This window comes from Pseudoalteromonas rubra, from assembly GCF_000238295.3.
In the GTDB taxonomy this organism is placed as follows: domain Bacteria; phylum Pseudomonadota; class Gammaproteobacteria; order Enterobacterales; family Alteromonadaceae; genus Pseudoalteromonas; species Pseudoalteromonas rubra.
In genome coordinates, this window is record NZ_AHCD03000035.1 from 219,408 (window position 1) to 242,015 (window position 22,608).

A 22,608-nucleotide genomic window follows, 5' to 3' on the forward strand; every position below is an offset into this window, starting at 1 on the left:
CTAAATTGAAGAGGAAAATAATGAAAAAAGTCTTACTGTTAAATGGCAACCCAAAACAAAGTAGTTTTACTCATCATCTGAGCTCTGAGTATCAACACCAAGCTGAGAAGTCAGCACTGGTTCGTCGCTTTAATATATCAGAGATGAATTTTGATCCAAATTTGGCATCGGGCTACGATGAAGTTCAGGAGCTGGAAGCTTGCCTGAGTGATTTTGTTGAAGCCCTTATTTGGGCCGAACATATCGTAATTGTTACACCTATCTGGTGGGGCGGGTTGCCTGCAAAACTCAAAGGGTTATTCGATAGGGCGCTCTTACCCGGAATGGCGTTTTCTTTTAAAGATGACAGTGCCAGCGTTGTGCAACTGCTGATTGGTAAAACGGCAAGAGTCATATTAACTATGGATGCTCCACAAGAGTTTGCTGAACAGCAATCCGGGCCGGTCTTGGAGCAGTTGAGTCTTTATACGCTTGAATTTTGCGGCATTAACAAAGCCGAGGTTACTTTATTTGGCTCAGTTATTCTATCGGATGAGAGTCAGCGGAATACGTGGATAAAAGAGGTACATTTTCTGGGGGCTAGTATAAGTTAACAATAAGCCGTCTGTCGCAGCAATGCCTGTCAGTTAAACTGATTGGCATATTTATAGGGTATCTCATTGGCTTTCTACTGGCTGGTTGGGTTAGATACTGGGCTCCGGCGTGTGCCAAAAAAAGTGCTACTAAATAACGCACACAACATAAATTTTGAGATAGTCATGGCCTGGCTCCTTGTGTGGATGGCTGTCAGGGATAACAGCCTTGAAAGTTTAGGTGCCGACGCTACAAATACTATTACACTGCCCTACATGGCTAAATATGTATAGAACATGAATTCAGGTCGACTACGCGTTTTAGCTTTGTAAATAAAAAGGGGTGTTTGTGGGGTCTGGTAATTGATTGTAAGCAAATGTCATTTAGACTTTTTAACATTTCAAAAAATGTTAGTGTGCACATGTTTTCGGATAACAACTCATAACTAAAAAGGAATATCAGTATGAAAAACAAATTAAATGCACTACTAAAAGTATCATCATTTATCGTGTGTAGCTCCGCAGCCACAGCCTATGCACAGGATAGCTCAACTATGTCTTGCTATTGGCAAGTAGAGAAACAAAACGAGGTCGGTACTTGGGAAAACCAGGTATGTGAAAACCCAGTAGATGCGAATTTACCGGATGTATTAGTCGCTAACAGAGTAAATATTCCTAGCTACGGCATTTGCAGCATAAATTGGCTAGATGGGTATCGGACTGAGCTTAAAGGCACAGTGAAAGTTCAAGGAAATAAGGCCAATTGTGGAGGACACGCTGTATCTTTTGAGCCAGCGCCAGATACACGCATCGTCGATGGACTGGAAGAAAAGCGCCTGGATTGTCGCTGGATTAATGAGAGCGGTAACGCTCATAAACTAATGTGTGATGACATTGAAGGGCGCACATTAAATATGCCCATTGCGACTAAAAACCAAGCTGCCGGTTCTTCAGCGTGTATAATGGGCTTTAACGACTTTACACTCAACTATTTCGCTGGTGGAGTTGCTGTTGTCGATGATAAGCCCACTCAGAACGCCTGTGACGTTGGTCCTGTTTATTTTAGAGCTTACCCCGCTAAACGTATGGTAGACGGATTTGAAGAAACCTTATTGCAATGCACGTGGCGAGATGCAGACGCTGGTGCTCGCATTAAGTCTTGTTCTAACGTGGGTGCATCAAATAAAGAGGTGACTGTTGCGATTGAAGTAAACGGCAAACAGCATTCTTTAATTGATGCGGTAAATAATCAATTATCAGATGGGGAAATCGTCGAAGACAACACCCTTAACCCGATTTATCCGGCACTTTACTTTAGAAAATATTAAAGCGAAATGAATAATGTGACTCGAATAGCCAAAGATGACGTTCTGGAGATTGAAATCGGGTTGTTTAAGTCACTCGACAATACGCTTACTTAAGAGCCCGGAGCTTTCTCTGGGCTCTATATCCATATAACCCCTCCGAACACGCGTTCTGACATGCCACTTTCAACATACTTTATATCAGCTGGATGTATTGCTCTGCAGATTACATTTTCTTTAAATGATAATGTACTGCGTTTCTACCTTTGCTTTGGTTTAATTTTCCCAGCTCGTCCGGCTAATGGCGATGAAAGTAACATTAGCTAGATTGCATAAAAATCGTGCTTTTCGATAGTGGTTAGCTTCCATGCATTTAGTTTTTCTTGCGTTGGTTTTCTGAAAACTTCCTTTAAACACAACAGGGTGGGAAGCCGTGATAAAAATGGAATGATTTAAATGTGTAATGTTATATAATAACACTTCCGTTGTGTGTTAAATGTACGAAATGTATTTATATGACAGTGGTAAGGCAGTTATGTGACTGCTGAGAACGATTTAAATAACGAGTGCCTGACGATGATGCATACTCTCTTAAGAACAACCCTTGTTACATCTGTAATATTTGCGACTTCCTGTGCTAATCACACCGAGTCTGATCCTAAAACGACAAAAAACGCAGCTCCCAAAAATATCATTTTAATGATATCTGATGGTAACGGATTCAATGGCTGGCTGGCCGCTGACTATTATCAGGGCCTGGCTGGTAAGCAAACTTATCAGGTGACGCGCCCGGATGGCACTGCGCCATTGGTCTTTGGGCTTGCTCACAATGCGCTTAACCTGGTTGATGAGCAGGGGCGACCATTGCCAAAGGGGACAGACGTTGCAAAAGCCGCAGGGGCTGTTGCGCAGGGGTATGACCCGACAACTCGCTGGACGCGTTTTGAAAATGCCATGATCAATGATTATACCGCCTCCGGTAGCTATACCTCCTATACTGACAGTGCCGCTGCGGGTACGGCACTGATGAGTGGCCGAAAAACCTCTGTTGGCCGCATCAATATGGACTGGAGCAACAGCGAGCGATTCGAAACCATAGCTCAACTAGCCATGAAAGAAGGCCTGGCCGCAGGGACGGTAACCTCCGTAATGATATCTCATGCGACGCCCGCAGCCGCGATAGCGCACAATAGCTCGCGCAACAATTACGCCGATATATTCAATGAAATGCTGGCATCTGAACTGTCTGTCATTATGGGCGCCGGTCATCCGTTGTACGGTGCGAGCGGGGATCTGGCAGCATCCGCTGAAGAGAAAGAGTATAAATATGTTGGTGGGGAGCAAACATATAAGTCACTTGGTAACAAAAATGGTCGCGACGGGGTGTCCTATATCGATTCAGTCGCCGATTTCAAGGCGCTGGCTCAGGGGAATAATGTCCCTCGACGTGTGATTGGCATTGCTCAGTCGGGTTCTACATTGCAGGCAGGAAGGGCTGCGTTACCTGATGACAATACGCCATCAGGGATGGCTTACAACACCAATGTGCCAGATTTAGCGACCATGAGTCTGGGAGCACTTAATGTACTTGAGCAAGATCCTGATGGCTTTTTTGTCATGATTGAAGGCGGGGCAGTAGACTGGATGGGTCACGCCAACAATATGCCCAGATTCATAGAAGAGCAGATTGACTTTAATAAGGCGGTCGATGCCGTTATTCACTGGGTAGAAACACACTCAAGCTGGGACGAAACGCTGCTGATTATTACTTCAGATCATGAGTGTGGCGGGATCTGGGGAGAAGGAACCTGGACAAATAGTGCAGGTGGCTTTGTCGCAGAAGACAGAAGTAAAGCATCACTGGAAATAGCACGTTTTCACCCTGAAGAAGATACGTTTAATGCATTTCTCGCTGTTCAGAATCGCGGGAAAGGCAAAATTCCTGGGTATCAGTGGGCTTCACGCAATCACACCAATGAATTGGTACCTTTATGGGCGATAGGCGCTGGCAGCCAGCGTTTTAATGAGTTTACACGCACCGATTTAAAAGCAGCGGAACTGTGGGGTGAACACTATAAGTGGGACGGCAACTACGTTGATAACACAGTCGTGTTTGAAGTGATGGAAGCTGCATTATTACGCAAACCATAATTGTATATTAGAGTGTCAAAGAGGAAGCCGACACCTGTCGGTTTCCTCTTAGAAACAACGACTCAATTAGGTGTCATTTCTATCGTTTTTTTACACGTTCCCGCATCAGTTTCCATAAACGTCTTGGTAGATAGATTCAGTATCGGTCTTGTTTTTAGTTATAGCTAGCATGCTCAAGCCCTTGGAGCTATTGCACATTAACGTCATGTCTCGTTATGGTCAGGCCTCATATACCGTTAAGTCGAATACGAGTACTCATTAAGATGCTAGGCATGAATTTTGGGCAGTTTTTTCAGAGCATATCCTGTAGGATGGTATTTTCACGTATGGTATTATTACCTAGCCGTTTTTACCTAAATGTATATAAAGCAAAGGCTTAACGATAGTTTGTGTTGGTTGAAATATAAATATCTGAGGGCTGCTGATGTGGCTGTATGGTTACATGGTTTTTCAGAACTTAAAGTTAGCTATGAAGTATAGGAAGTTAGATTGAATCAAAGTAGTTCGAAGTATGGTATTCAAGTCGCTCTGAATGGAACTAAAAAAAGCCAAGAGTTTTTAGAAAAAAATATAAGGGTTAACCAGCAGGAGATTTATCAGTTAGCTGCTGCTTATTTTGGTATAACTAATGAAGAGTGTTGTGGTAAAAACGCAAGTGTAAATAATAGCATTTCCAGACAACTACAAAACACATGCCACCACTTAGATGAATTGGAAAGGTGTGTGAAACCTGACATAGAAAACCGTTTTCGTTTACCGTCTAAGAAGCACTTTATGCGTTGTTATCAATGCCATAAGTTAGTCAGAAATCCTCACCCTACCTACTTATTCTGTTGCCATAAATGTGGTGAGCTGAATCAGAAGTTTAGACATTATGGCCGTTCTTTAGCAGGCTTAAACGCTTTAGTGACAGGAGGCAGAACGAAATTAGGTCACCAAATTGCGCTGAAGCTTCTTCGAGCGAATTGTAAAAATGTAGTTGTGACAACGAGAAATATTGAATCAGCAAAGGAAATTTTTTCAGGCTATGAAGATTATTTTCATTGGAAAGATAATTTGAAGTTAGTTGAGCTTGATCTCGATTCGTTAAATCTGGACGAAAGGCTAAATAATCTGGTTAATGAACTAGTGTCACTTCAGTCTTTGGATATTTTAGTTAATTGTGCTGCTCAAACAATTAGAGCGAGAGATAAGTCTCATCTCTATGGTGAGGTCAGTTCTGTTGAACAAACAAACCGCTACGGTGATCCAAAGTTCGTTGATCATAGTTTTACCAATAGTTGGCATGTTAGATTAGCTGATTTTCTTCAGCAAGAAGCAGAAGAGTGTTATCGAATTAATGCTGTTGCACCTACATTACTGATCCAAAAAATGTTGCCTTTACTTAGTAAGTCTCTGGTTTCACCTTATATAATAAATGTGCATGCGAGAGAAGGGCTTTTTAAAACCAAGAAAGAGGACTTACATTTACAAACCAATATGGCAAAGTCAGCATTGCATATGCTAACCAAATGTCTGGCGAGAAAATCCGATCTAGTCACTGAGTCTGGTGTCCGATTTTCCGTGCATGGTTGTGATCCCGGCTGGTTTTCTGTCGATGAATATTATGAAAGTGAAAGTCCCTGGGTTGTGGCTCCTCTAGATGAGATTGATGGGGCAGCGAGAATTTTGTTTCCTTTATTTGCTGAGTTACCAGGTTGTAGTCCGACACGCCGTCATTTTTATCAATTAACATATTAGTATTTGTCTTCAACTGGAAGAGTTAAAGGAGTGTATCAAACAGCACATTTTAAAATGACGTACGGTTTTTTCAATTATGGCTCTTAAAATAGTTTAAGTCACTGTTAGTGGCCTTTGTGTTTAATAGATGTGAATTTCAATACTCGCTATGAAAAAAATAATTTTATTTTCTTTTTTATTGTTGCCTTTACTTTCTTATTCAAAAGACGGCGTCGTGGGTTTTTTAGAAGGCCACTGGGAGTGTACTGCAAAGACTGAAATCGGTGAAGGCTCGATTATGGAGTACCGAACCAATGATCATTACTCGGTAGAACAATCAACTGCCAGGTCTAAGGTTACATATAAAATATATGATGAATCACAGCCGAATGTGGCATCTGTTATTTATATCGAAACTTCAGCCCGTTTTGAGATTAATGGGGATGTTGTTAAAAGCTTTGCGTACAAAAAACTTTTAACAAGACTGGAAAAAGATGAGTTGGGCATATTTACACCAGAATCAGTGGCGTCTTTTGTAAACCACAACCCAGATAGTGTTTATTATGGAAAGATCATGAAAATTGACGACAACCATTTCAAAACCTATGACCTGTCTAATGAAGCGCTCGTGGTTCCATGCACTCGCATCAATCCGTTACAACAATAAGGCGCGTGCAAGGCCGATTTTTGAGCTTGAAAAGTAACGACTGATAAAAACAACTCAATAAGTGCTTCTGTTACTAATAAAATTTTTTTAAGGAGGTTCGATATGAAAACCTTAGTCGTAGATAGCAGCGCTGTTATGCGTAGAATTGTTACACAGATGCTTGCTCAAATGGGTTATCAGAACACAATACAGGTGGACACCTGTAGCGCTGCATTCGAGGAGCTCAACAAGGGAGAGGTAGACCTTATAATCGCAGACAGGCAAATGACTGACATGTGTTGCCTTGAGTTTGCAAAGGCAGTTCGACAGGGGCCTTATAAAGATGTTAATTTGTTGATGATGACGCTCGACGGCTCATTGGCTGAGGTAAATGAAGCACGCAGGGCCGGGATAGATAAGTGTGTTGTTAAGCCTTTCAATTTTGAAGGCCTGAAAGCAGGTGTTGAGTTTTTTACTGTAAAACTACAAGGCTAATCTTTATCAGGGTTTGCCCAGTTCAGATAAGTATTGGGGTATTTGGCGCTATGCAAAGAGAGGGCAATTTAAGAAAGACTCATCAGACACAAAAAAGCCGACTTTCGCCGGCTTTTTCAGTGAATTGAGTAAGCTCAGTTACCGTTTTCATCACCGTAATTTTTACACGCTTCTTCATCGTTACACTCGCCGTACAAATACAGAGAGTGGTTGGTCAGTTTGATGCCATTTTCTTTGGCAATTTCTTCCTGACGTCTTTCGATAAGTTCGTCTTCAAACTCAATTACTTTACCACACTTAAGACAAACCAGGTGGTCATGGTGTGTACTGCCTGACAATTCAAATACAGACTTACCACCTTCAAAGTGGTGACGGGTCACAATGCCAGCGTCATCAAACTGGTTTAATACGCGGTAAACGGTAGCAAGACCAATTTCTTCGCCTTTGTCCAGTAGGATTTTGTATACGTCTTCGGCACTGATATGCTGGTTATCAGGACACTGCAAGATCTCTAAGATCTTAATGCGTGGCAGGGTAACCTTTAAACCCGCTTTTTTTAGCTCTAAGTTGTGATCAGTCATTAATCTGTCTCAATTTGTCTAATTTCAGTTACTACATAAGTCTAGCACGACACAGACTTAAAAATAGTGCGCTTGGGATACTTACCCGGCGTAGAGTGGAATTAGTCTTCCAGTTCGCTTAGGCACATTTCTTCGTATACCTGAGCAGACCACTTCTTCACGCGTTCTTCAGTTAGCTCAGGTTGACGATCTTCGTCAATACCCAGACCAACAAAGTGACTATCGTCTACCAGGCCTTTTGAGGCTTCAAAGTCATAGCCTTCAGTAGACCAGTTACCAATGACGATTGCACCGCGCTCAGTTACAATGTCGTTAACCATACCCATTGCATCTAAGAAGTACTCGGCATAGTCTTCCTGGTCGCCACAACCAAAGATGGCTACAAGTTTACCTTCAAAGCTAATTTCTTCCAGTTCCGGGAAAAAGTCATCCCAGTCACACTGAGCTTCACCGTAGTACCAAGTAGGGATACCAAAAAGAAGTAAATCGAATTCTTCGATATCTGCTTTGCTACTCTTGGCAATGTCTTTCACATCGACTAATTTTTTGCCCAATTCTTTTTGGATCATTTTTGCAACGTGTTCGGTGTTACCCGTGTCACTGCCGAAAAAAATACCTACGCTTGCCATTAACTACTTACCTTTTATCTATTAATCGCTAATTTTTCTTGCAAAATGGTTTCTATCAGCGCGCTACGACTGATGTTTTGCTCTTCTGCCATATCGCTTAACGCCTGATATAGCTCAGAGGAAATTTTAAACTCAACGCGCTTTAACCCTCTTGCCCTGTCTCTTTTAATCTGATTGCGCTTGTTGATCTTTAGCTGCATCTCTCTGGGAAGAGGATTTGTCTTAGGCCGACCAGGGCGCTTTTCATTTTCAAACAAGTCGATAGTGGTTCTATCTAATTCAGACTTGGCCATTAACCAACACCCGCACCTTGCCAAAATACCTGTATCAGGCCCTTGGCGATAAAGCCTGAGCACCCTAAAAATAGCACTAACCAGACTATGTATCGACCAAACTTGGGCACGTCTCCTTTCTTTAGGACGTCCTGAATGGCCATACCTATAAAAAAGAAAATCCCGGCGAGAGCAAAGTAAAGACCAAGGGTTTCAAACTCATTCATAAATTCGTTGATCATCTTTGCACTACTCAAAACATAAACGGCGGCTACTATACCATACCTATAACCGATAAATTAAGTTTGCAGCGAAAAAACTGCGGTAATTATTGAATAAAATCAATAATTGAACGATTGACTGCTTGTGGTTTTTCTGCGTGCAGCCAATGTCCGGCACCCTGAATAATTTTTGCTCTGGCATTGCTAAAGGACTGCATAATGGCGTCTCTGTGCTGGGCCTCAATATAATCTGAGTTGTTTCCTTTCAGGAACAGCGTATCACACAAACAAGAATGAGTTGTATTAATATTTGAAATGATCTTATTGTAATTGGCTTCTATGACGCCGAGGTTAAAGCGCCACTCAAGTTGGCCTTGCTCATTTTTAGCCAAGCTCTTAAGCAAAAAGCCACGCACGCCTTGTTCTTCTATATAGGTTTGCATTATGGCATCGGCTTCGGCGCGACTGGCAACCTGAGCCGTTGCAACCGCATTTAAGGCTCGGATAATCGTGTCATGGCGAGGGTGGTAATCTACAGGGGCAATGTCCAGGACAACCAATTTGTTGATTTTACTCTCGTCCAGCATCGCAACTTGCATAGCCACTTTACCACCCATGGAATGACCGACCAGGTGTGCTTGATTAATTTTCAGGTGTTCGAGCAAGTTAAGGACGTCCTGAGCCATACTGGTGTAATCCATCACATCGCTCTTAAACGACTGACCATGATTGCGCAAGTCCAGGTTTATTACAGTGAACGATTCACTGAGTGCGCGGGCTATAATATTCAGGTTCTCCAGCGAGCCGAACAGGCCGTGAAGTAACAAAACAGGCTCGGCACTGCCCAGTGGCTGTCCCGATAATTTGTAGTTAAGCAACATAATACCTCCGGATACGGCGCATAGTGTGCCAGTGTTGAAAGCAAAATCATAGCCGTAGAGGAATAAGTTAAATTTAGATATAATCCCGTGGAGATGCAGTAGATGTATAAAATGACAGGACAAGCATGAAAAAAATAGAAATAGATGACGAGCTATATCAGTACATTGCCAGTAACACGCAAAGTATTGGTGAAAGCGCTTCCCAGATCCTGCGTCGTTTATTAAACCTGAACTCAGTAGCACAGCCGGCTGAGGAGCCCGTACAAGCAGCAGAACCCGCTGCGCAACCAGAAGTTGAGCCGCAGCAAACCGTGGTTTCAAATGAAACTTCAGGTAACGTATTTGATATTCTCAATAAAGAAGAGCTGGCTATGCAAAAAGGCGTAGTAGGGCGCTTCTTGTTTATTCTGGCGGCGTTTCATCGTAGCCACAAAGCAGATTTCCACAAAGTGTTGGAGATCAAAGGGCGAGATCGCATTTATTTTTCGACCAGCAAAGCTGCGCTGCTCGAAAGCGGTAGTAGTACAAACCCGAAAAACATCGCGGACAGTCAGTATTGGGTCATGACAAACTCAAATACGACGCGTAAGAAAATGATGTTGCACGAAGTTGCGCTCATACTTGGTTATTCGGCGCAACAAGCAGAAACTATCCGAGACTACCTATAAGGAAATGTGATGGCAAATCACCCCAATGCAGGCAAACCAGCACCGTTAAGTCAGCTGGCGAATATTCCCAAACTGGTATCAGCTTACTATTTGAATGAGCCTGACCTTGAGCAAAATCCTGAGCAGTGTGTTGCTTTTGGTACGTCAGGTCACCGCGGTTGTTCGTACAATGTGAAATTCAATGAGTCTCACATTCTGGCCATTACTCAGGCTATATGTGATTACAGAAAAGCGAACAACATTTTTGGGCCATTATTTCTGGGCAAAGATACGCATGCTTTATCGGAAGCTGCGTTCAACTCTGCTATTGAAGTGCTGGTTGCTAATGAGGTCCATGTGGTGACACAGGAAAATGACGATTTCACGCCAACGCCTGTGATCAGTCACGCCATTATATGCCATAACCAGACGCATCCTCATGAACTAGCCGATGGCATTGTGGTTACACCATCACATAACCCGCCTGAAGATGGCGGCTTTAAATATAACCCACCCAATGGTGGCCCAGCCGATACTGATGTGACAAAGTGGATTGAAGATCGCGCCAACCAGTTGTTGACAGAAGATTTGGTTGAAGTGGAACTTTTCCCGTTTGCCAAAGCAAGCCGCTCAGGTTTTGTAAAATATGTCGATTTAATCACGCCTTATGTTGAAGATTTGGCAAATATTGTCGACCTGGATGCGATTGCCAAAGCGGGTGTGCGTATTGGCGTCGATCCCTTGGGTGGTTCTGGCATTAACTTCTGGCCCGTCATTGCCAAACAATATGGGTTGGACTTAACCGTTGTAAACGAACAGGTTGACCCGCGCTTTGCCTTTATGCCATTGGACAAAGATGGAAAAATCCGAATGGATTGTTCCTCGCCATTTGCAATGGCTAACTTGGTCGCTATTAAAGACGACTATGACATTGGCATTGGTAATGATCCAGATTATGACCGTCACGGCATCGTCACTAAAGATGGCTTGATGAACCCGAATCATTTCCTGGCGGTATCTATTGACTACTTGCTAAAACACCGTGACTGGCGCAGTGACATTAAAATCGGTAAAACTCTGGTATCAAGTGCCATGATCGATAAAGTGGTCAAAGGCAATCAGCGTGAAGTATACGAAGTGCCGGTTGGCTTCAAGTGGTTTGTTGAAGGCCTGAGCAAGCAATGGTTGGCATTTGGGGGCGAAGAAAGTGCAGGTGCATCGTTCTTACGTATGAATGGTGACGTTTGGAACACGGATAAAGATGGGTTCATTTTGGGCCTGCTGGCTGCGGAAATTTTGGCTGTTACAGGTAAAACGCCGTCTCAATATTATCGTGAACTTGAAGCGCAGTACGGCGCACCGGTTTATAAACGCATTGACGCCCCAGCCGCGCCTGAGCAAAAAGCCAGATTGAAAGCGCTTAGTCCACAAGATGTAACCGCCAGCACGCTTGCAGGCGATGCTATTACAGATATTTTAACCGAAGCACCGGGTAACAATGCGCCCATTGGTGGGTTGAAAGTTGTGACGGAGTCGGGCTGGTTCGCCGCACGCCCTTCAGGCACAGAAGACATTTATAAGATTTACCTTGAGTCGTTTAAAGGCGAAGCGCACCTTGCAGAGCTTGAACAGGCGGCTAAGGCATTGGTGGATGGCGTGATCCGCTAATTAAAATTATAAACAAGGCCATACATGAGTGATGGCCTTTTTTATACCTACTATCATAGTTGTGGAAGTACGACTTCCTGGCTACTCTCATTTCTCTCACAAAAGGTGATGTTCGTATGTACCTTGATACGTTAAAACAAACTGGAGACTTCCTGACTTTGACTCGTAATAACGAGTTTTCTCTTGCTGCTGAGCAATTTACACTCAGCAACGGTACTTTGGTTGAAGTAAAAGATACCGGCGTTATCCAGTTTACACCTGCCTCTTATGGCGACAAAGACATCGTTCTGTCCAGTGCGGTTCATGGTAATGAAACTGCCCCAATCGAAATATGCGACGCGTTTATTCAGGATGTGATTCTGGAGCGAATTGAACTGGCTCATCGTGTTTTGTTTATATTCGGAAACCCAAAATCCATCAATATCGCTGAGCGTTTTGTTGATGAAAACCTTAATCGTCTGTTTAATGGTGCCCACGAAAACCGCACCGATAACCCGGAGCAGATCCGGGCTGCGAAACTTGAAAGCTATGTACGTGACTTTTTCACCAGCGTGCCAGAAGGACGTTACCGTTGTCATTATGACCTGCATACTGCAATTCGTGGTTCAAAAAATGAAAAGTTCGCCGTTTACCCGTTCTTGCACGGAAAACCCTGGAAGAAATCACAGCTTCAATTCATGCTGGCATGTGGCGTCAATACCATATTAATGATGCGCTCAGCAGCCACGACATTCAGTTATTTTTCGTCATTTCAATTCGGTGCAGATGCTTTTACTGTGGAACTGGGGCAGGTCAAGCCTTTTGGACAGAATGACATGTCACGCTTTAGGGCAGTTAAACAAACGTTGAAAGCATTAATTAGTCAAGAAAGTGTTAAATATGATGAATTCAATGCAGGTGACTTCGAATTGTTCCAGGTGCACCGTACGATAAACCGAACCTGTGAAGCGTTTTCATTCCCATTCCCTGATTCTGCGGTAAATTTCACCGGTTTTGCTAAAGGTGAGTTGCTGGCGACAGATGGTGATACGGATTATTTTGCAGAGGTTGAGGGTGAAGCAATCATTTTCCCGAATGCTAAAGTTGCGTTGGGTCAACGTGCATTATTAACAGTTGTGCCGCTCGAAGTCGACGAAAACTTTGTATAACCCCCTGTAAGTAAAGCGCTTATCAAAGCGTATCAAAAACTTTCCAGATCAAAATGTGCAAATTAGCGGTTATTCATCTAGGATTAGTTGAATAACCGTTTACGTTAACGTAAAGTGGCAAAAGCTTTAATTTAATTAATTTGCATTTACCGCACTAATTATTCAAATCTCTAATCGCGGAACCGGCCCATTTTAAGCGGCTTTGGCGTTGCAAATTAGTTATGACAACAAGAGAAGGTAGGTTATGACTAACCCCAATAACATATCGTTGAATATCAGCCATGCGCTCGAATTTATCGATGGCCATGCGCTTAACATCCCAACGCTGAAGATACTCAGCGAAGACGGTGACATTTTAGATGGCGCCACTGCACCTGACTTAGATAAAGAGACGGCGCTACGTATTTACTCAACAATGCGCTTTATCCGCCTGTTAGATGAACGTATGCAGGCGGCACAGCGTCAGGGTCGGATTAGCTTCTACATGCAATGTTTAGGAGAAGAGGCTGCGATTACCGCCAGTGCGGCTGCGCTTAAGCAAGAAGATATGATTATGGCGCAGTACCGAGAGCAAGCTGCGCTTCATTATCGTGGTTTCTCACTTGAGCAGTTTATGAACCAGCTGTTCTCAAACGAAAAAGATTTGGGCAAAGGCCGCCAGATGCCGGTTCACTATGGCTCAAACGAATTACATTATCTGACCATTTCATCGCCACTTGGCACACAGATCCCACAAGCGACGGGCTATGCCTATGGTCAAAAGCTTAAGCACATTGATGCACAAAGTGGTGAGCTCAGCAGCGAGATTGACAATGTAACCATCTGTTATTTCGGTGAGGGGGCCGCGTCAGAAGGCGACTTCCATGCTGGTTTAAACATGGCCGCAGTGCATAAAGCCCCGGTGCTATTTTTTGCGCGTAACAATGGTTACGCTATCTCGACCCCGGCTGATGAACAGTTCAAAGGCGACGGTATTGCTTCTCGTGGTGTTGGTTATGGCATTAAAACCATTCGTGTTGATGGTGCAGACACTTTGGCTGTGTATGCCGCCACACAAAAGGCCCGCGAAATTGCAGTGACTACTGGCGAACCCGTTCTGATTGAATCCATTGCTTACCGCCTCGGTGCGCACTCTACATCTGATGACCCTTCTGGCTATCGTACAAAAGATGAAGAAGCCGAATTCAAGTCAAATTGTCCGGTAGCTCGCTTCAAGGCCTGGTTGCTCAAGCAAGGCTGGCTGAACGAAGAAGAAGACGAAGCACAAAAAGACAAGATCCGTGAAGAGATCCTGGCTGCACTGAAAGTCGCTGAAAAGATACAAAAACCTGCATTGGAAGAGTTGGTTTCCGACGTTTACGATACACCAATTCCGGCACTACAAAAACAATACGAAGAACTAAAAGAGCATATTAAACAGCATCCGGATGCGTATCCAATTACGGCTGGGAGGATCAAATAATGGCTAAAATGAACATGCTGCACGCCATTAACTCGGCGTTAGACATTACCATGGCAGAGCACCCTCAGGCGTGTATTTTTGGTGAAGACGTAGGTTATTTTGGTGGCGTGTTCCGTGCTACCTCTGGCTTACAGGAAAAATACGGTAAGCATCGTGTGTTTAATACGCCACTGACAGAGCAGGGTATTTTGGGCTTTGCGAATGGTCTTGCTGCGTTTGGCGCACCTGCACTGGCTGAGATCCAATTTGCTGACTATATCTTCCCTGCATTCGACCAGATAGTGAACGAGTCTGCGAAATTCCGCTATCGTTCAGGTAATGAGTTTAATGTGGGTAACCTGACTATTCGTACACCTTACGGTGGTGGTATTGCGGGTGGTTTGTATCACTCACAATCTCCTGAAGCTTATTTTGCTCATACGCCAGGTCTGAAGCTGGTCGTGCCGCGTAACCCATATCAGGCAAAAGGCCTGCTGCGCGCATGTATCAAAGATGATAACCCGGTGATTTTCTTTGAACCTAAGCGTCTGTATCGCGCTTCAACAGGGGAAGTGCCTGAGGGTGATTACACCATCGAAATTGGCAAAGCTGAAGTGGTCAAAGAAGGTAAAGATGTGACCGTGCTAGCCTGGGGTGCCCAGATGGAAATCATTGAGCAAGCTGCTGCTAAGGCTGAAGAAGCCGGGATCAGCTGTGAGATCATTGACCTGCGCTCAATTTTGCCGTGGGACGCTGAAACAATTGCGAAGTCTGTGACTAAAACTGGTCGTCTGGTTATCAGCCATGAAGCGCCGATCACCAACGGATTTGGTGCTGAGATTGCAGCCACAATCCAGAAAGAGTGTTTCCTGCACCTGGAATCACCCATTGAGCGTGTTTGTGGTCTGGATACGCCTTATCCACTGGCACTGGAAAAAGAGTATGTACCGGATGCACTTAAAGTATTCGCTGCAATTAAGAAGTCAGTAGAGTTTTAAGGGACGGGTCATGTCTAAAGAATTTATTTTACCGGATATTGGCGAAGGGATCGTTGAATGTGAACTGGTCGAGTGGCTGGTTAATGTCGGTGATGAAGTGAAAGAAGATCAGCCAATTTGTGATGTGATGACAGATAAGGCACTGGTTCAGATCCCAGCCGTGCATGACGGTGTGATCACCCAGTTACATTACGCTAAGGGTGACATTGCGAAAGTGCATGAGCCACTGTTTGCTATGGATGTAGCTGGCGAAGCGCCTGCACCTGTTAGCAGTGTAAGTGACAGTGATTCTGTAGCCCCTGCATCAACAGCGCATTTAGAAGATTTTATTTTGCCGGACATTGGTGAAGGAATTGTTGAGTGTGAGATCGTAGAATGGTTGGTCGCAGAAGGCGACGAAATCAAAGAAGATCAGGCTGTATGCGATGTAATGACAGACAAAGCGCTGGTGCAAATTCCGGCCAAGTATGATGGTGTTGTTGAAAAACTATATTATCAGAAAGGTGATATTGCTCAGGTTCACAGCCCGCTATTTCAGATGCGTCTTGGTGCTGATCATAGCCCGAAACAAGATGAACTGGCTGTGCATAAACCACAACCTGTGAAAGAGAGCAAAGCACCATCTGCACAGTCTTCCGCGCCAGCGAAAGTAAATGGCAAAGCGGTCGCTTCTCCAGCTGTCAGACGCCGCGCGCGTGAAATGGACATCGATATTACCCTGGTACCTGGCTCGGGCAAAAATGGTCGAGTGTTTAAAGAAGACCTGGAACGTTTTGCGCAAGGCGATAGTACGGCCGTTGCTCAGGCAACACCGGCTCAAATTGAACCGTCAGCAACTGCGCCTGTTGGTGCAGGATCAACCCGGGTTGAGGCTATCCGAGGTATGAAAGCCGCGATGGCCAAGCAAATGGTGGCGTCTGTTTCTACCATCCCACACTTTACTTACAGTGATGAAATTGACCTGACAGAACTGATCGCACTACGTAAGTCTCTTAAAGAGCAGTATGCAAAGCAAGGCATTAAGCTGACAATGATGCCATTCTTTATTAAAGCTCTGTCTCTCGCGATAAAAGAGTTTCCAATCCTTAATTCGCAGGTCAATGATGAGTGTACAGAGATCACTTATTTTGATGATCACAACATAGGTATGGCTGTTGATAGTAAGCTCGGCTTATTAGTACCTAACATTAAGCAATGTCAGAATAAGTCAATTGTGGATGTGGCTGAAGCAGTAACCCAGTTAACAGATGCAGCGCGCGAAGGGCGAGTATCACCAAATGACCTTAAAGGTGGAACGATTTCAATTTCGAATATCGGTGCAATTGGTGGTACCACAGCGACCCCAATCATTAATAAACCTGAAGTTGCTATTGTTGCGTTAGGTAAATTACAACATTTGCCGCGTTTTGACGCGCAAGGCAATGTGGTCTCACGCTCGATTATGCAAGTCAGCTGGTCTGGTGACCATCGCGTAATTGATGGCGGAACCATTGCAAGATTTAATAATTTGTGGAAGTCTTACTTAGAGGAGCCGGCTAAAATGATGATGGCTATGCGCTAATCGTCGATTTTGCTAGTTTCTTACTTGTTGTAAAGGGCCTTTACGGCCCTTTTTTAATGGCTTCTCTTGTAAAAAATTAAGAAATGCAGTCAAGATAGCGACATGGATTTTAATTGATCCGTGCTACCACCTCACTCGTATTGACAGACAGATTCAACTGTTTGGCCTTATTTTATGATCCAAAGCGTGCAAATGGCACTTTTTCCATTACCTGTATTCCTGTTACCCGGCGGCGTTACGCGGTTGCGGATTTTTGAGCAAAAATACTTGCGTATGGTCAAAGAAGCTGGCGATGACCGTCACTTTGCTATTGGCTTGTACAAGTCTGCCAATGAGCATCAAACTGCGCCATGGGCAAGTTGGGTCGAAATTATTGACTTTGGCTCAGCAGAAGATGATATTCTGACGATAGACGTGAGATCAAAGGGATTACTGGACATTGACGAGGTCTGGATGGAGTCCGATGGACTGCGTCAGGCACGCTTCACCGCAAGAGTGCATTGGGCGACGACAGAGCTGTTGCCCAGGTATCAGCATATCAGTGACGAACTGGCTCGTATCTTTAATCAGAATCCCGAATTGGCAGCACTTTACCCTGAGCCCAGGTTTGAGGATGCTGCCTGGGTGGCGGGACGTTTTCTGGAAGTCTTACCTTTTTCTCCAGAGCACAAAGAGGGGTTTTGCGAACCAGACACTCTGCCGCAGGCGCTAAAATTCCTTGATACTATTTTAACCGGACAAGAAGACTGATAAATTCGCTGACTTAGTGATCTAACTTGTTTGGTCAGACGTACAACAAACCGAGAAGCAATAAAACCGTTTTTATACTTCCATTATTTATGGATGTGAGCTAATGATAGAAAAGAGCCGACAGCAAAGTACCGAAACGCCACAGGGGTCAGTTATGAAAGACGTTGCTGCTACACAAACATCGGAGCAACGTTTGCTCAGCGCTGAGCAACAGGCGCAGTTATGCGATTGGATGGATCGTATTGCAAACCAAAGAGACAGAAAAGCGTTTGCCTGCCTATTTAAGTGGTTTGCGCCAAAAGTGCTGCATTTGGGTCGTCAACGATTTGGTGATGCAAGTCAGGCGCAGGAGCTTTTACAAGAAAGTATGGCAAACGTGTGGCGAAAAGCACATTTGTTTAACTCGGAGAAGGGCGCTGTAACTACTTGGATATACACTTTGGTTCGTAACCAGTCTTTCGATATGCTCAGAAAGATGCAGACCAACCGCGAAGATAATCTGAGTGAAGATATTTGGCAGCAGCACAGCAACGAGCGTGATGACAGTGCCGAGTTCTCCGACCACCTCCTCGACAGGCAGCTTGTTGAATACGTTGAAAAGTTACCTGAAGAGCAAAAAAATGTCGTTAAGGGCATTTACTTCCAGGAACTGAGTCAGGAAGAGCTGGCAAATCAACTGGGGATACCTTTGGGCACAGTTAAGTCTCGGCTCAGATTAGCATTAGGTAAATTAAAGGCACACATGGGGGAGCATCATGATTAAATACCACCCATCCGAACAAATCCTGCAATCTTATGTTCAAGGAGAACTGTGTGCTTCGTTGAGCGTAGCCGTGAGTATGCACATAGATATGTGCCCGCAATGTCAGAGGTTGGCACATCAATTTGAAACAAGCTGTGCCCACAGCTTTATAGGCGAAGAAAGTGATCCACAGAACGAAGATAGCTGGGATGACCTGATTGCACAGATCACCAAGGATGCGCTTTTTGATGAAAGGCCAGCACCTGCACCTCTTGAGATAGAGGTGAAAGGTGAACAATTCGTGTTGCCTTCCAGCTTACATAATGTTGGCCTCAGTGGGTGGCTGAAACTGGGTAAGCTGTCCCGGTCGAGGTTGGATCTGGGCGATGGCAAGCTACACGCAAGCCTTTTGCACATTGAAAAGGGAGGGAGTGTTCCTCAGCACACACACAAAGGATTTGAGTTAACATTACTCCTGTCCGGCGAGTTCAAAGATGAAATGGACAACTACGTACCCGGAGATTTCATTATGCTTGACGGTGAACACGAGCACTCTCCGGTCGCTACTGAATCGTGTTTATGCTTCACCCTAGCTGACGATGCACTGCATTTCAGTCAGGGCTTGAGCCAATTGTTCAATCCCATTGGTAAGTTGATCTACTAACCCAGAATTAAGTCGCGACTTAATTCCTCCTTCGACTTGAGCACAAAGCCAGCCTTTGTGCTTTTTTCGTTTCTAGGGTACTGATTTCAGGCGCTTTCTATAAAAACCTGCTAATGTACTAAAGAGAATGACAGTATCCAGTGAATAGCTGCTACATACCTTTAAATCAGTCAGTGAAATGGGGGAGGAACCTTAACCTGATTGATCTTATGCCGGTTTGAACACGTATTACAGGACATAGTGACAGAAAGGATAAAGTAATGACCGAACAACCAGACTGGCTCGACAATTTTGTAAGGATTTACAATAAGCTAGACAGAGAAACCTTACATTTATTGGCAGAGATCTATCACCCCGACATACAATTTAGCGATCCGCTTCATGGGATCAATGGGCTGACCAACCTGAGCACATACTTCAGCGATATGTACAGCAACGTGATTAGTTGCCAGTTTGATATTCACCACAACTTGTCGCAGGGCGATCAAGCCGCTTTGTACTGGACAATGCGCTATCGTCACAACCGCCTTGGCAAGGGGCAGGAAATATTTGTTGAGGGCCACTCTTATCTCAAAGTTCAGGACGGCAAAGTAATAATGCACCGGGATTATTTTGATGCAGGTAGTTTGCTCTATGAACACATTCCACTAATGGGAATGGGGATACGTTGGTTAAAAGCCCGCGTGTCTGGCGAGCAAAGTGGTGATGCAGCGAACAAGGGAGCGCAGGCATGCCCGAAGTTTTGATCACTGGCGCAAGTTCCGGAATAGGGCTGGCTCTGGCCAGACGTTATATTGAAGCCGGATACAAAGTGCACGTCTGCGGCCGTAGCAAAGAAAAACTCGAATCGGTGCTACCTGAATCAGAACATATCCGTCACTGGTGTTTTGATCTAAACGATAAAGCGGCAATTTTTGACTTAGCTGAACGTTTGCCGCCTTTAGACGGCATCATTCTCAATGCCGGAGGCTGTGAGTATATAGACGATGCACGTCACTTTGACTCAGCATTGTTTGAGCGCATCATCAGCGTCAATTTAATTTCAGTCGGTTATTGTCTGGAAGCTTGGCTTGGTAAGCTTGCTCCAGGCGCTTTTTTGGTGTTTGTCAGCTCATCAGCCAGTTACTTGCCGTTACCTCGGGCGGAAGCCTATGGCGCGTCAAAAGCGGGCCTTACTTACCTGGCCAAAACACTGGATGTAGATTTCGCAGGCAGTGGTATTCAGGTGAGCGTTGTCCACCCAGGTTTTGTAGATACGCCTTTGACGCAAAAGAATGATTTTCCGATGCCTTGTCAAATTACCAGTGAACAGGCTGCTGAACGCATTTTCAGGGGTGTGGAGAACAAGCAGTTCGATATTCACTTTCCACGCAGGTTTACCTATCTGCTCAAATTCTTTGGTTGGTTGCCACACACCGTTTGGCGCCGCCTTGCCGCAAAATGGATAAAAAGATGAAAAAAATAGCCGTCATTGGCAGTGGCGTTTCAGGTATGGTCTGTGCGAGATTGCTCAGTACCAGGCACGAAGTACACTTGTTTGAAAAAAGAGATCGTCTTGGCGGGCACACCGCAACAAAAGACGTAGAGTATCAGGGGCAAACCTACCAGGTTGATACAGGCTTTATTGTTTATAACGACAGAACTTATCCAAACTTCATTAAGCTGATGGACAAGCTTGGGATCCAGGGGAAACCTACGGAAATGAGTTTCAGTGTTCATAACAAGGACTCCGGCCTAGAGTACAATGGTCACGACCTCAATACCTTGTTCGCACAAAGACGAAACCTCTTCCGGCCCCGGTTCTGGCGTCTCATCCGGGAGATTGTGCGTTTTAATACATCAGCAAAACAGCGCTATGCCGACGACAATTTTTCTAGTCAGGAAACGCTAGGCACTTTTCTTGAAGCGAACAACTTCAGTGACTTTTTCGCAGAGCATTACATTTTGCCGATGGGCGCTGCTATCTGGTCTACTAGTCTACAGAAAATGAAAGAGTTTGAACTGAAGTTTTTTGTGCGATTCTTCTATCATCACGGTTTGCTGAACATCAGTGACAGACCGCAATGGTATGTGATCCCTGGTGGCTCGAAACAATATATTGCTCCACTATTACGGGGCCTTGAAGGCAATATTCATCTCAGTGCCGCTATATCCAAAGTCACGCGTGACAATGGCCGTGTCCAACTTCACTTTACAGACGAAGTCCGTGAATTCGATGAGGTGGTATTTGCGTGTCATAGTGATCAGGCCCTTAGTTTGCTGGGCGACCCAAGCTCGGATGAAACCAGTGTGCTTTCAGCAATTCCCTACGCTCAAAATAGTGTGGTACTGCATACAGACACGCAATTATTACCAAAGCGTCGCCTTGCCTGGGCTGCCTGGAATTACCTGCTCGATAATAACGAGTCCCGGCCAGCGGCGGTTACCTACAATATGAATATATTGCAGGGCATCGAGGCACCTTGCACATTCTGTGTCACTCTGAACCAGGAAATAGAACAGGACAAGGTACTCGGCCACTATCAATATGCGCACCCTGTATTTAATACACAAAGTATGGCAGCGCAGCTGCGTCGAAAAGAAATTTGCGGGCAGGCACAAACGCATTTTGCCGGTGCCTATTGGTACAACGGCTTCCACGAAGACGGCGTACGCAGCGCCGTCGATGTTGCTGCAAGGTTCGGTATTAGTCTGGACGATCTGTAATGAGTGGTCATATGACGCAAACTTCACCTTTATATGTTGGTCAGGTAAGACATCGACGCTTTGCGCCTGTATATCACGGTTTTTCGTATCGCTTGTACATGCTTTGTCTGGATGTTGACAGCGATGCTTTCACCCAGGCCGGTCAGGGTTTAATTGGTCCGCAATGGTATCGGCCGATCCGCTTTTGCCAAAAAGACTACCTCAAAGGTGATCGCGGAACATTACAACAACGTATTAAAAACAAAGTCATAGAGCTTGGTGGGCAGTGGCCCGGCGGACGTGTCAAAGCGTTGGTTCAGGGACGTTGTCTGGGTTTGTACTTTAGTCCACTCAACGTTTACTTCTGCTACGATGAGCAGGGAAACTGCAATCTGATGCTGGCCGAAGTGAGCAACACACCGTGGAACCAGCGACACTACTATCTGGTGGATATTAGCGAGTCGCAAAGAACAGATAAGGCATTTCATGTGTCACCATTTATGTCACTGGATATGCAATATCTGTGGCGCGTTAAAGCGCCTCCTGAAAATGGCTCCGGGCAGCTGTTGTTACATATAGAAAATCATGCCACGGCAGACCACGACTATAAACAACAGGGGACTTTGGTGAACGATAAACTCTTTGACGCCACTATGGCGCTCAAATCGAAGCCGCTCTCGTTGAGAAACTTACTTGGTCTGGGGTTGTGTGTGCCCTCTATGACATTGAAGATATGCCTGGCAATTTACTGGCAGGCCTTAAAACTTTGGGTGAAGCGTGTGCCGTTCATACCGCACCCCGAAACTCACTCTAACTGTAATAAAGCGAAGTGA

24 protein-coding genes are annotated in these 22,608 nt (G+C 44.7%); 19 read left to right on the forward strand and 5 right to left on the reverse strand.

The genetic code is table 11. The features are described from left to right. Positions 1-20 precede the first annotated feature (20 nt). From PRUB_RS11950 to PRUB_RS11975, 6 genes are all read left to right on the forward strand, one after another. On the forward strand, positions 21-593 hold the full coding sequence (locus tag PRUB_RS11950; RefSeq protein WP_010384742.1) for an NAD(P)H-dependent oxidoreductase: 573 nt from the start codon (positions 21-23) through the stop codon (positions 591-593). 443 nt (positions 594-1,036) lie between these two features. Continuing rightward, positions 1,037-1,900 carry a hypothetical protein gene (locus tag PRUB_RS11955; RefSeq protein WP_010384740.1) on the forward strand — a complete coding sequence of 288 codons (864 nt, stop codon included), beginning with the start codon at positions 1,037-1,039 and terminating at the stop codon, positions 1,898-1,900. A 675-nt stretch (positions 1,901-2,575) separates the two neighbouring features. Continuing rightward, the gene (locus tag PRUB_RS11960) at positions 2,576-4,027 is read left to right on the forward strand and encodes an alkaline phosphatase (RefSeq protein WP_162144655.1); all 1,452 of its coding nucleotides are present in this window, start codon (positions 2,576-2,578) and stop codon (positions 4,025-4,027) included. A gap of 489 nt (positions 4,028-4,516) precedes the next feature. Further along, positions 4,517-5,767 (forward strand): SDR family NAD(P)-dependent oxidoreductase, encoded by a 1,251-nt coding sequence (locus PRUB_RS11965; protein ID WP_010384738.1) that lies wholly within the window; start codon positions 4,517-4,519, stop codon positions 5,765-5,767. Positions 5,768-5,915: 148 nt separating this feature from the next. Continuing rightward, complete coding sequence (locus PRUB_RS11970) at positions 5,916-6,413, forward strand: hypothetical protein (protein WP_010384737.1); 498 nt, start codon at positions 5,916-5,918, stop codon at positions 6,411-6,413. 102 nt (positions 6,414-6,515) lie between these two features. Next, positions 6,516-6,887: a response regulator gene (locus PRUB_RS11975; protein WP_010384735.1), complete on the forward strand. Its 372-nt coding sequence runs from the start codon at positions 6,516-6,518 to the stop codon at positions 6,885-6,887. A 134-nt stretch (positions 6,888-7,021) separates the two neighbouring features. Here PRUB_RS11975 and fur read toward each other — a convergent pair whose 3' ends face one another. The 5 genes from fur to PRUB_RS12000 form a co-directional block, all read right to left on the reverse strand. Further along, positions 7,022-7,468 carry a ferric iron uptake transcriptional regulator gene (fur, locus tag PRUB_RS11980; protein WP_010384733.1) on the reverse strand — a complete coding sequence of 149 codons (447 nt, stop codon included), beginning with the start codon at positions 7,466-7,468 and terminating at the stop codon, positions 7,022-7,024. Between the two features lie 101 nt (positions 7,469-7,569). Further along, entirely contained in the window at positions 7,570-8,097 is a 528-nt protein-coding gene (gene fldA / locus PRUB_RS11985; RefSeq protein ID WP_010384732.1) for a flavodoxin FldA, read from the reverse strand. A 14-nt stretch (positions 8,098-8,111) separates the two neighbouring features. Next, positions 8,112-8,390, reverse strand: coding sequence for a LexA regulated protein (ybfE, locus tag PRUB_RS11990; protein ID WP_010384731.1), 279 nt, complete (start codon positions 8,388-8,390; stop codon positions 8,112-8,114). Continuing rightward, positions 8,390-8,611 carry a DUF2788 domain-containing protein gene (locus PRUB_RS11995; protein WP_010384730.1) on the reverse strand — a complete coding sequence of 74 codons (222 nt, stop codon included), beginning with the start codon at positions 8,609-8,611 and terminating at the stop codon, positions 8,390-8,392. The genes ybfE and PRUB_RS11995 overlap by 1 nt, the downstream gene beginning before the upstream one ends. An 86-nt stretch (positions 8,612-8,697) precedes the next feature. Further along, positions 8,698-9,471 carry an alpha/beta fold hydrolase gene (locus tag PRUB_RS12000; protein WP_010384729.1) on the reverse strand — a complete coding sequence of 258 codons (774 nt, stop codon included), beginning with the start codon at positions 9,469-9,471 and terminating at the stop codon, positions 8,698-8,700. Between the two features lie 125 nt (positions 9,472-9,596). Between PRUB_RS12000 and seqA the strand changes: the two genes are divergently transcribed. The 13 genes from seqA (at position 9,597) to PRUB_RS12065 (ending at position 22,608) form a co-directional block, all read left to right on the forward strand. Next, the gene (seqA, locus tag PRUB_RS12005; RefSeq protein ID WP_010384728.1) at positions 9,597-10,139 is read left to right on the forward strand and encodes a replication initiation negative regulator SeqA; all 543 of its coding nucleotides are present in this window, start codon (positions 9,597-9,599) and stop codon (positions 10,137-10,139) included. A 9-nt stretch (positions 10,140-10,148) separates the two neighbouring features. Continuing rightward, a complete protein-coding gene (gene pgm, locus PRUB_RS12010; RefSeq protein WP_010384727.1) occupies positions 10,149-11,786 on the forward strand; it encodes a phosphoglucomutase (alpha-D-glucose-1,6-bisphosphate-dependent) in 1,638 nt (545 codons plus the stop codon). Positions 11,787-11,902: 116 nt separating this feature from the next. Continuing rightward, complete coding sequence (gene astE, locus PRUB_RS12015) at positions 11,903-12,934, forward strand: succinylglutamate desuccinylase (protein ID WP_010384725.1); 1,032 nt, start codon at positions 11,903-11,905, stop codon at positions 12,932-12,934. Between the two features lie 244 nt (positions 12,935-13,178). Continuing rightward, positions 13,179-14,396, forward strand: a complete 1,218-nt coding sequence (locus PRUB_RS12020) for a thiamine pyrophosphate-dependent dehydrogenase E1 component subunit alpha (RefSeq protein ID WP_010384724.1) — start codon at positions 13,179-13,181, stop codon at positions 14,394-14,396. After that, entirely contained in the window at positions 14,396-15,373 is a 978-nt protein-coding gene (locus tag PRUB_RS12025) for an alpha-ketoacid dehydrogenase subunit beta (protein ID WP_010384723.1), read from the forward strand. Before PRUB_RS12020 ends, PRUB_RS12025 begins: the two co-directional genes overlap by 1 nt. Before the next feature lie 10 nt (positions 15,374-15,383). Then, positions 15,384-16,934, forward strand: a complete 1,551-nt coding sequence (locus tag PRUB_RS12030) for a dihydrolipoyllysine-residue acetyltransferase (protein ID WP_010384722.1) — start codon at positions 15,384-15,386, stop codon at positions 16,932-16,934. Between the two features lie 192 nt (positions 16,935-17,126). Continuing rightward, positions 17,127-17,684 carry an LON peptidase substrate-binding domain-containing protein gene (locus PRUB_RS12035; RefSeq protein WP_010384720.1) on the forward strand — a complete coding sequence of 186 codons (558 nt, stop codon included), beginning with the start codon at positions 17,127-17,129 and terminating at the stop codon, positions 17,682-17,684. Positions 17,685-17,787: 103 nt separating this feature from the next. Next, positions 17,788-18,447: a sigma-70 family RNA polymerase sigma factor gene (locus PRUB_RS12040; RefSeq protein ID WP_010384719.1), complete on the forward strand. Its 660-nt coding sequence runs from the start codon at positions 17,788-17,790 to the stop codon at positions 18,445-18,447. Continuing rightward, on the forward strand, positions 18,440-19,090 hold the full coding sequence (locus PRUB_RS12045; RefSeq protein WP_010384718.1) for a ChrR family anti-sigma-E factor: 651 nt from the start codon (positions 18,440-18,442) through the stop codon (positions 19,088-19,090). The genes PRUB_RS12040 and PRUB_RS12045 overlap by 8 nt, the downstream gene beginning before the upstream one ends. Before the next feature lie 260 nt (positions 19,091-19,350). After that, positions 19,351-19,836 carry a nuclear transport factor 2 family protein gene (locus PRUB_RS12050; protein WP_010384717.1) on the forward strand — a complete coding sequence of 162 codons (486 nt, stop codon included), beginning with the start codon at positions 19,351-19,353 and terminating at the stop codon, positions 19,834-19,836. After that, complete coding sequence (locus PRUB_RS12055; RefSeq protein ID WP_010384716.1) at positions 19,821-20,546, forward strand: SDR family NAD(P)-dependent oxidoreductase; 726 nt, start codon at positions 19,821-19,823, stop codon at positions 20,544-20,546. Before PRUB_RS12050 ends, PRUB_RS12055 begins: the two co-directional genes overlap by 16 nt. Next, the gene (locus tag PRUB_RS12060) at positions 20,543-21,796 is read left to right on the forward strand and encodes an NAD(P)/FAD-dependent oxidoreductase (RefSeq protein WP_010384714.1); all 1,254 of its coding nucleotides are present in this window, start codon (positions 20,543-20,545) and stop codon (positions 21,794-21,796) included. The genes PRUB_RS12055 and PRUB_RS12060 overlap by 4 nt, the downstream gene beginning before the upstream one ends. A gap of 11 nt (positions 21,797-21,807) precedes the next feature. Next, positions 21,808-22,608 (forward strand): DUF1365 domain-containing protein, encoded by an 801-nt coding sequence (locus tag PRUB_RS12065; protein WP_010384713.1) that lies wholly within the window; start codon positions 21,808-21,810, stop codon positions 22,606-22,608.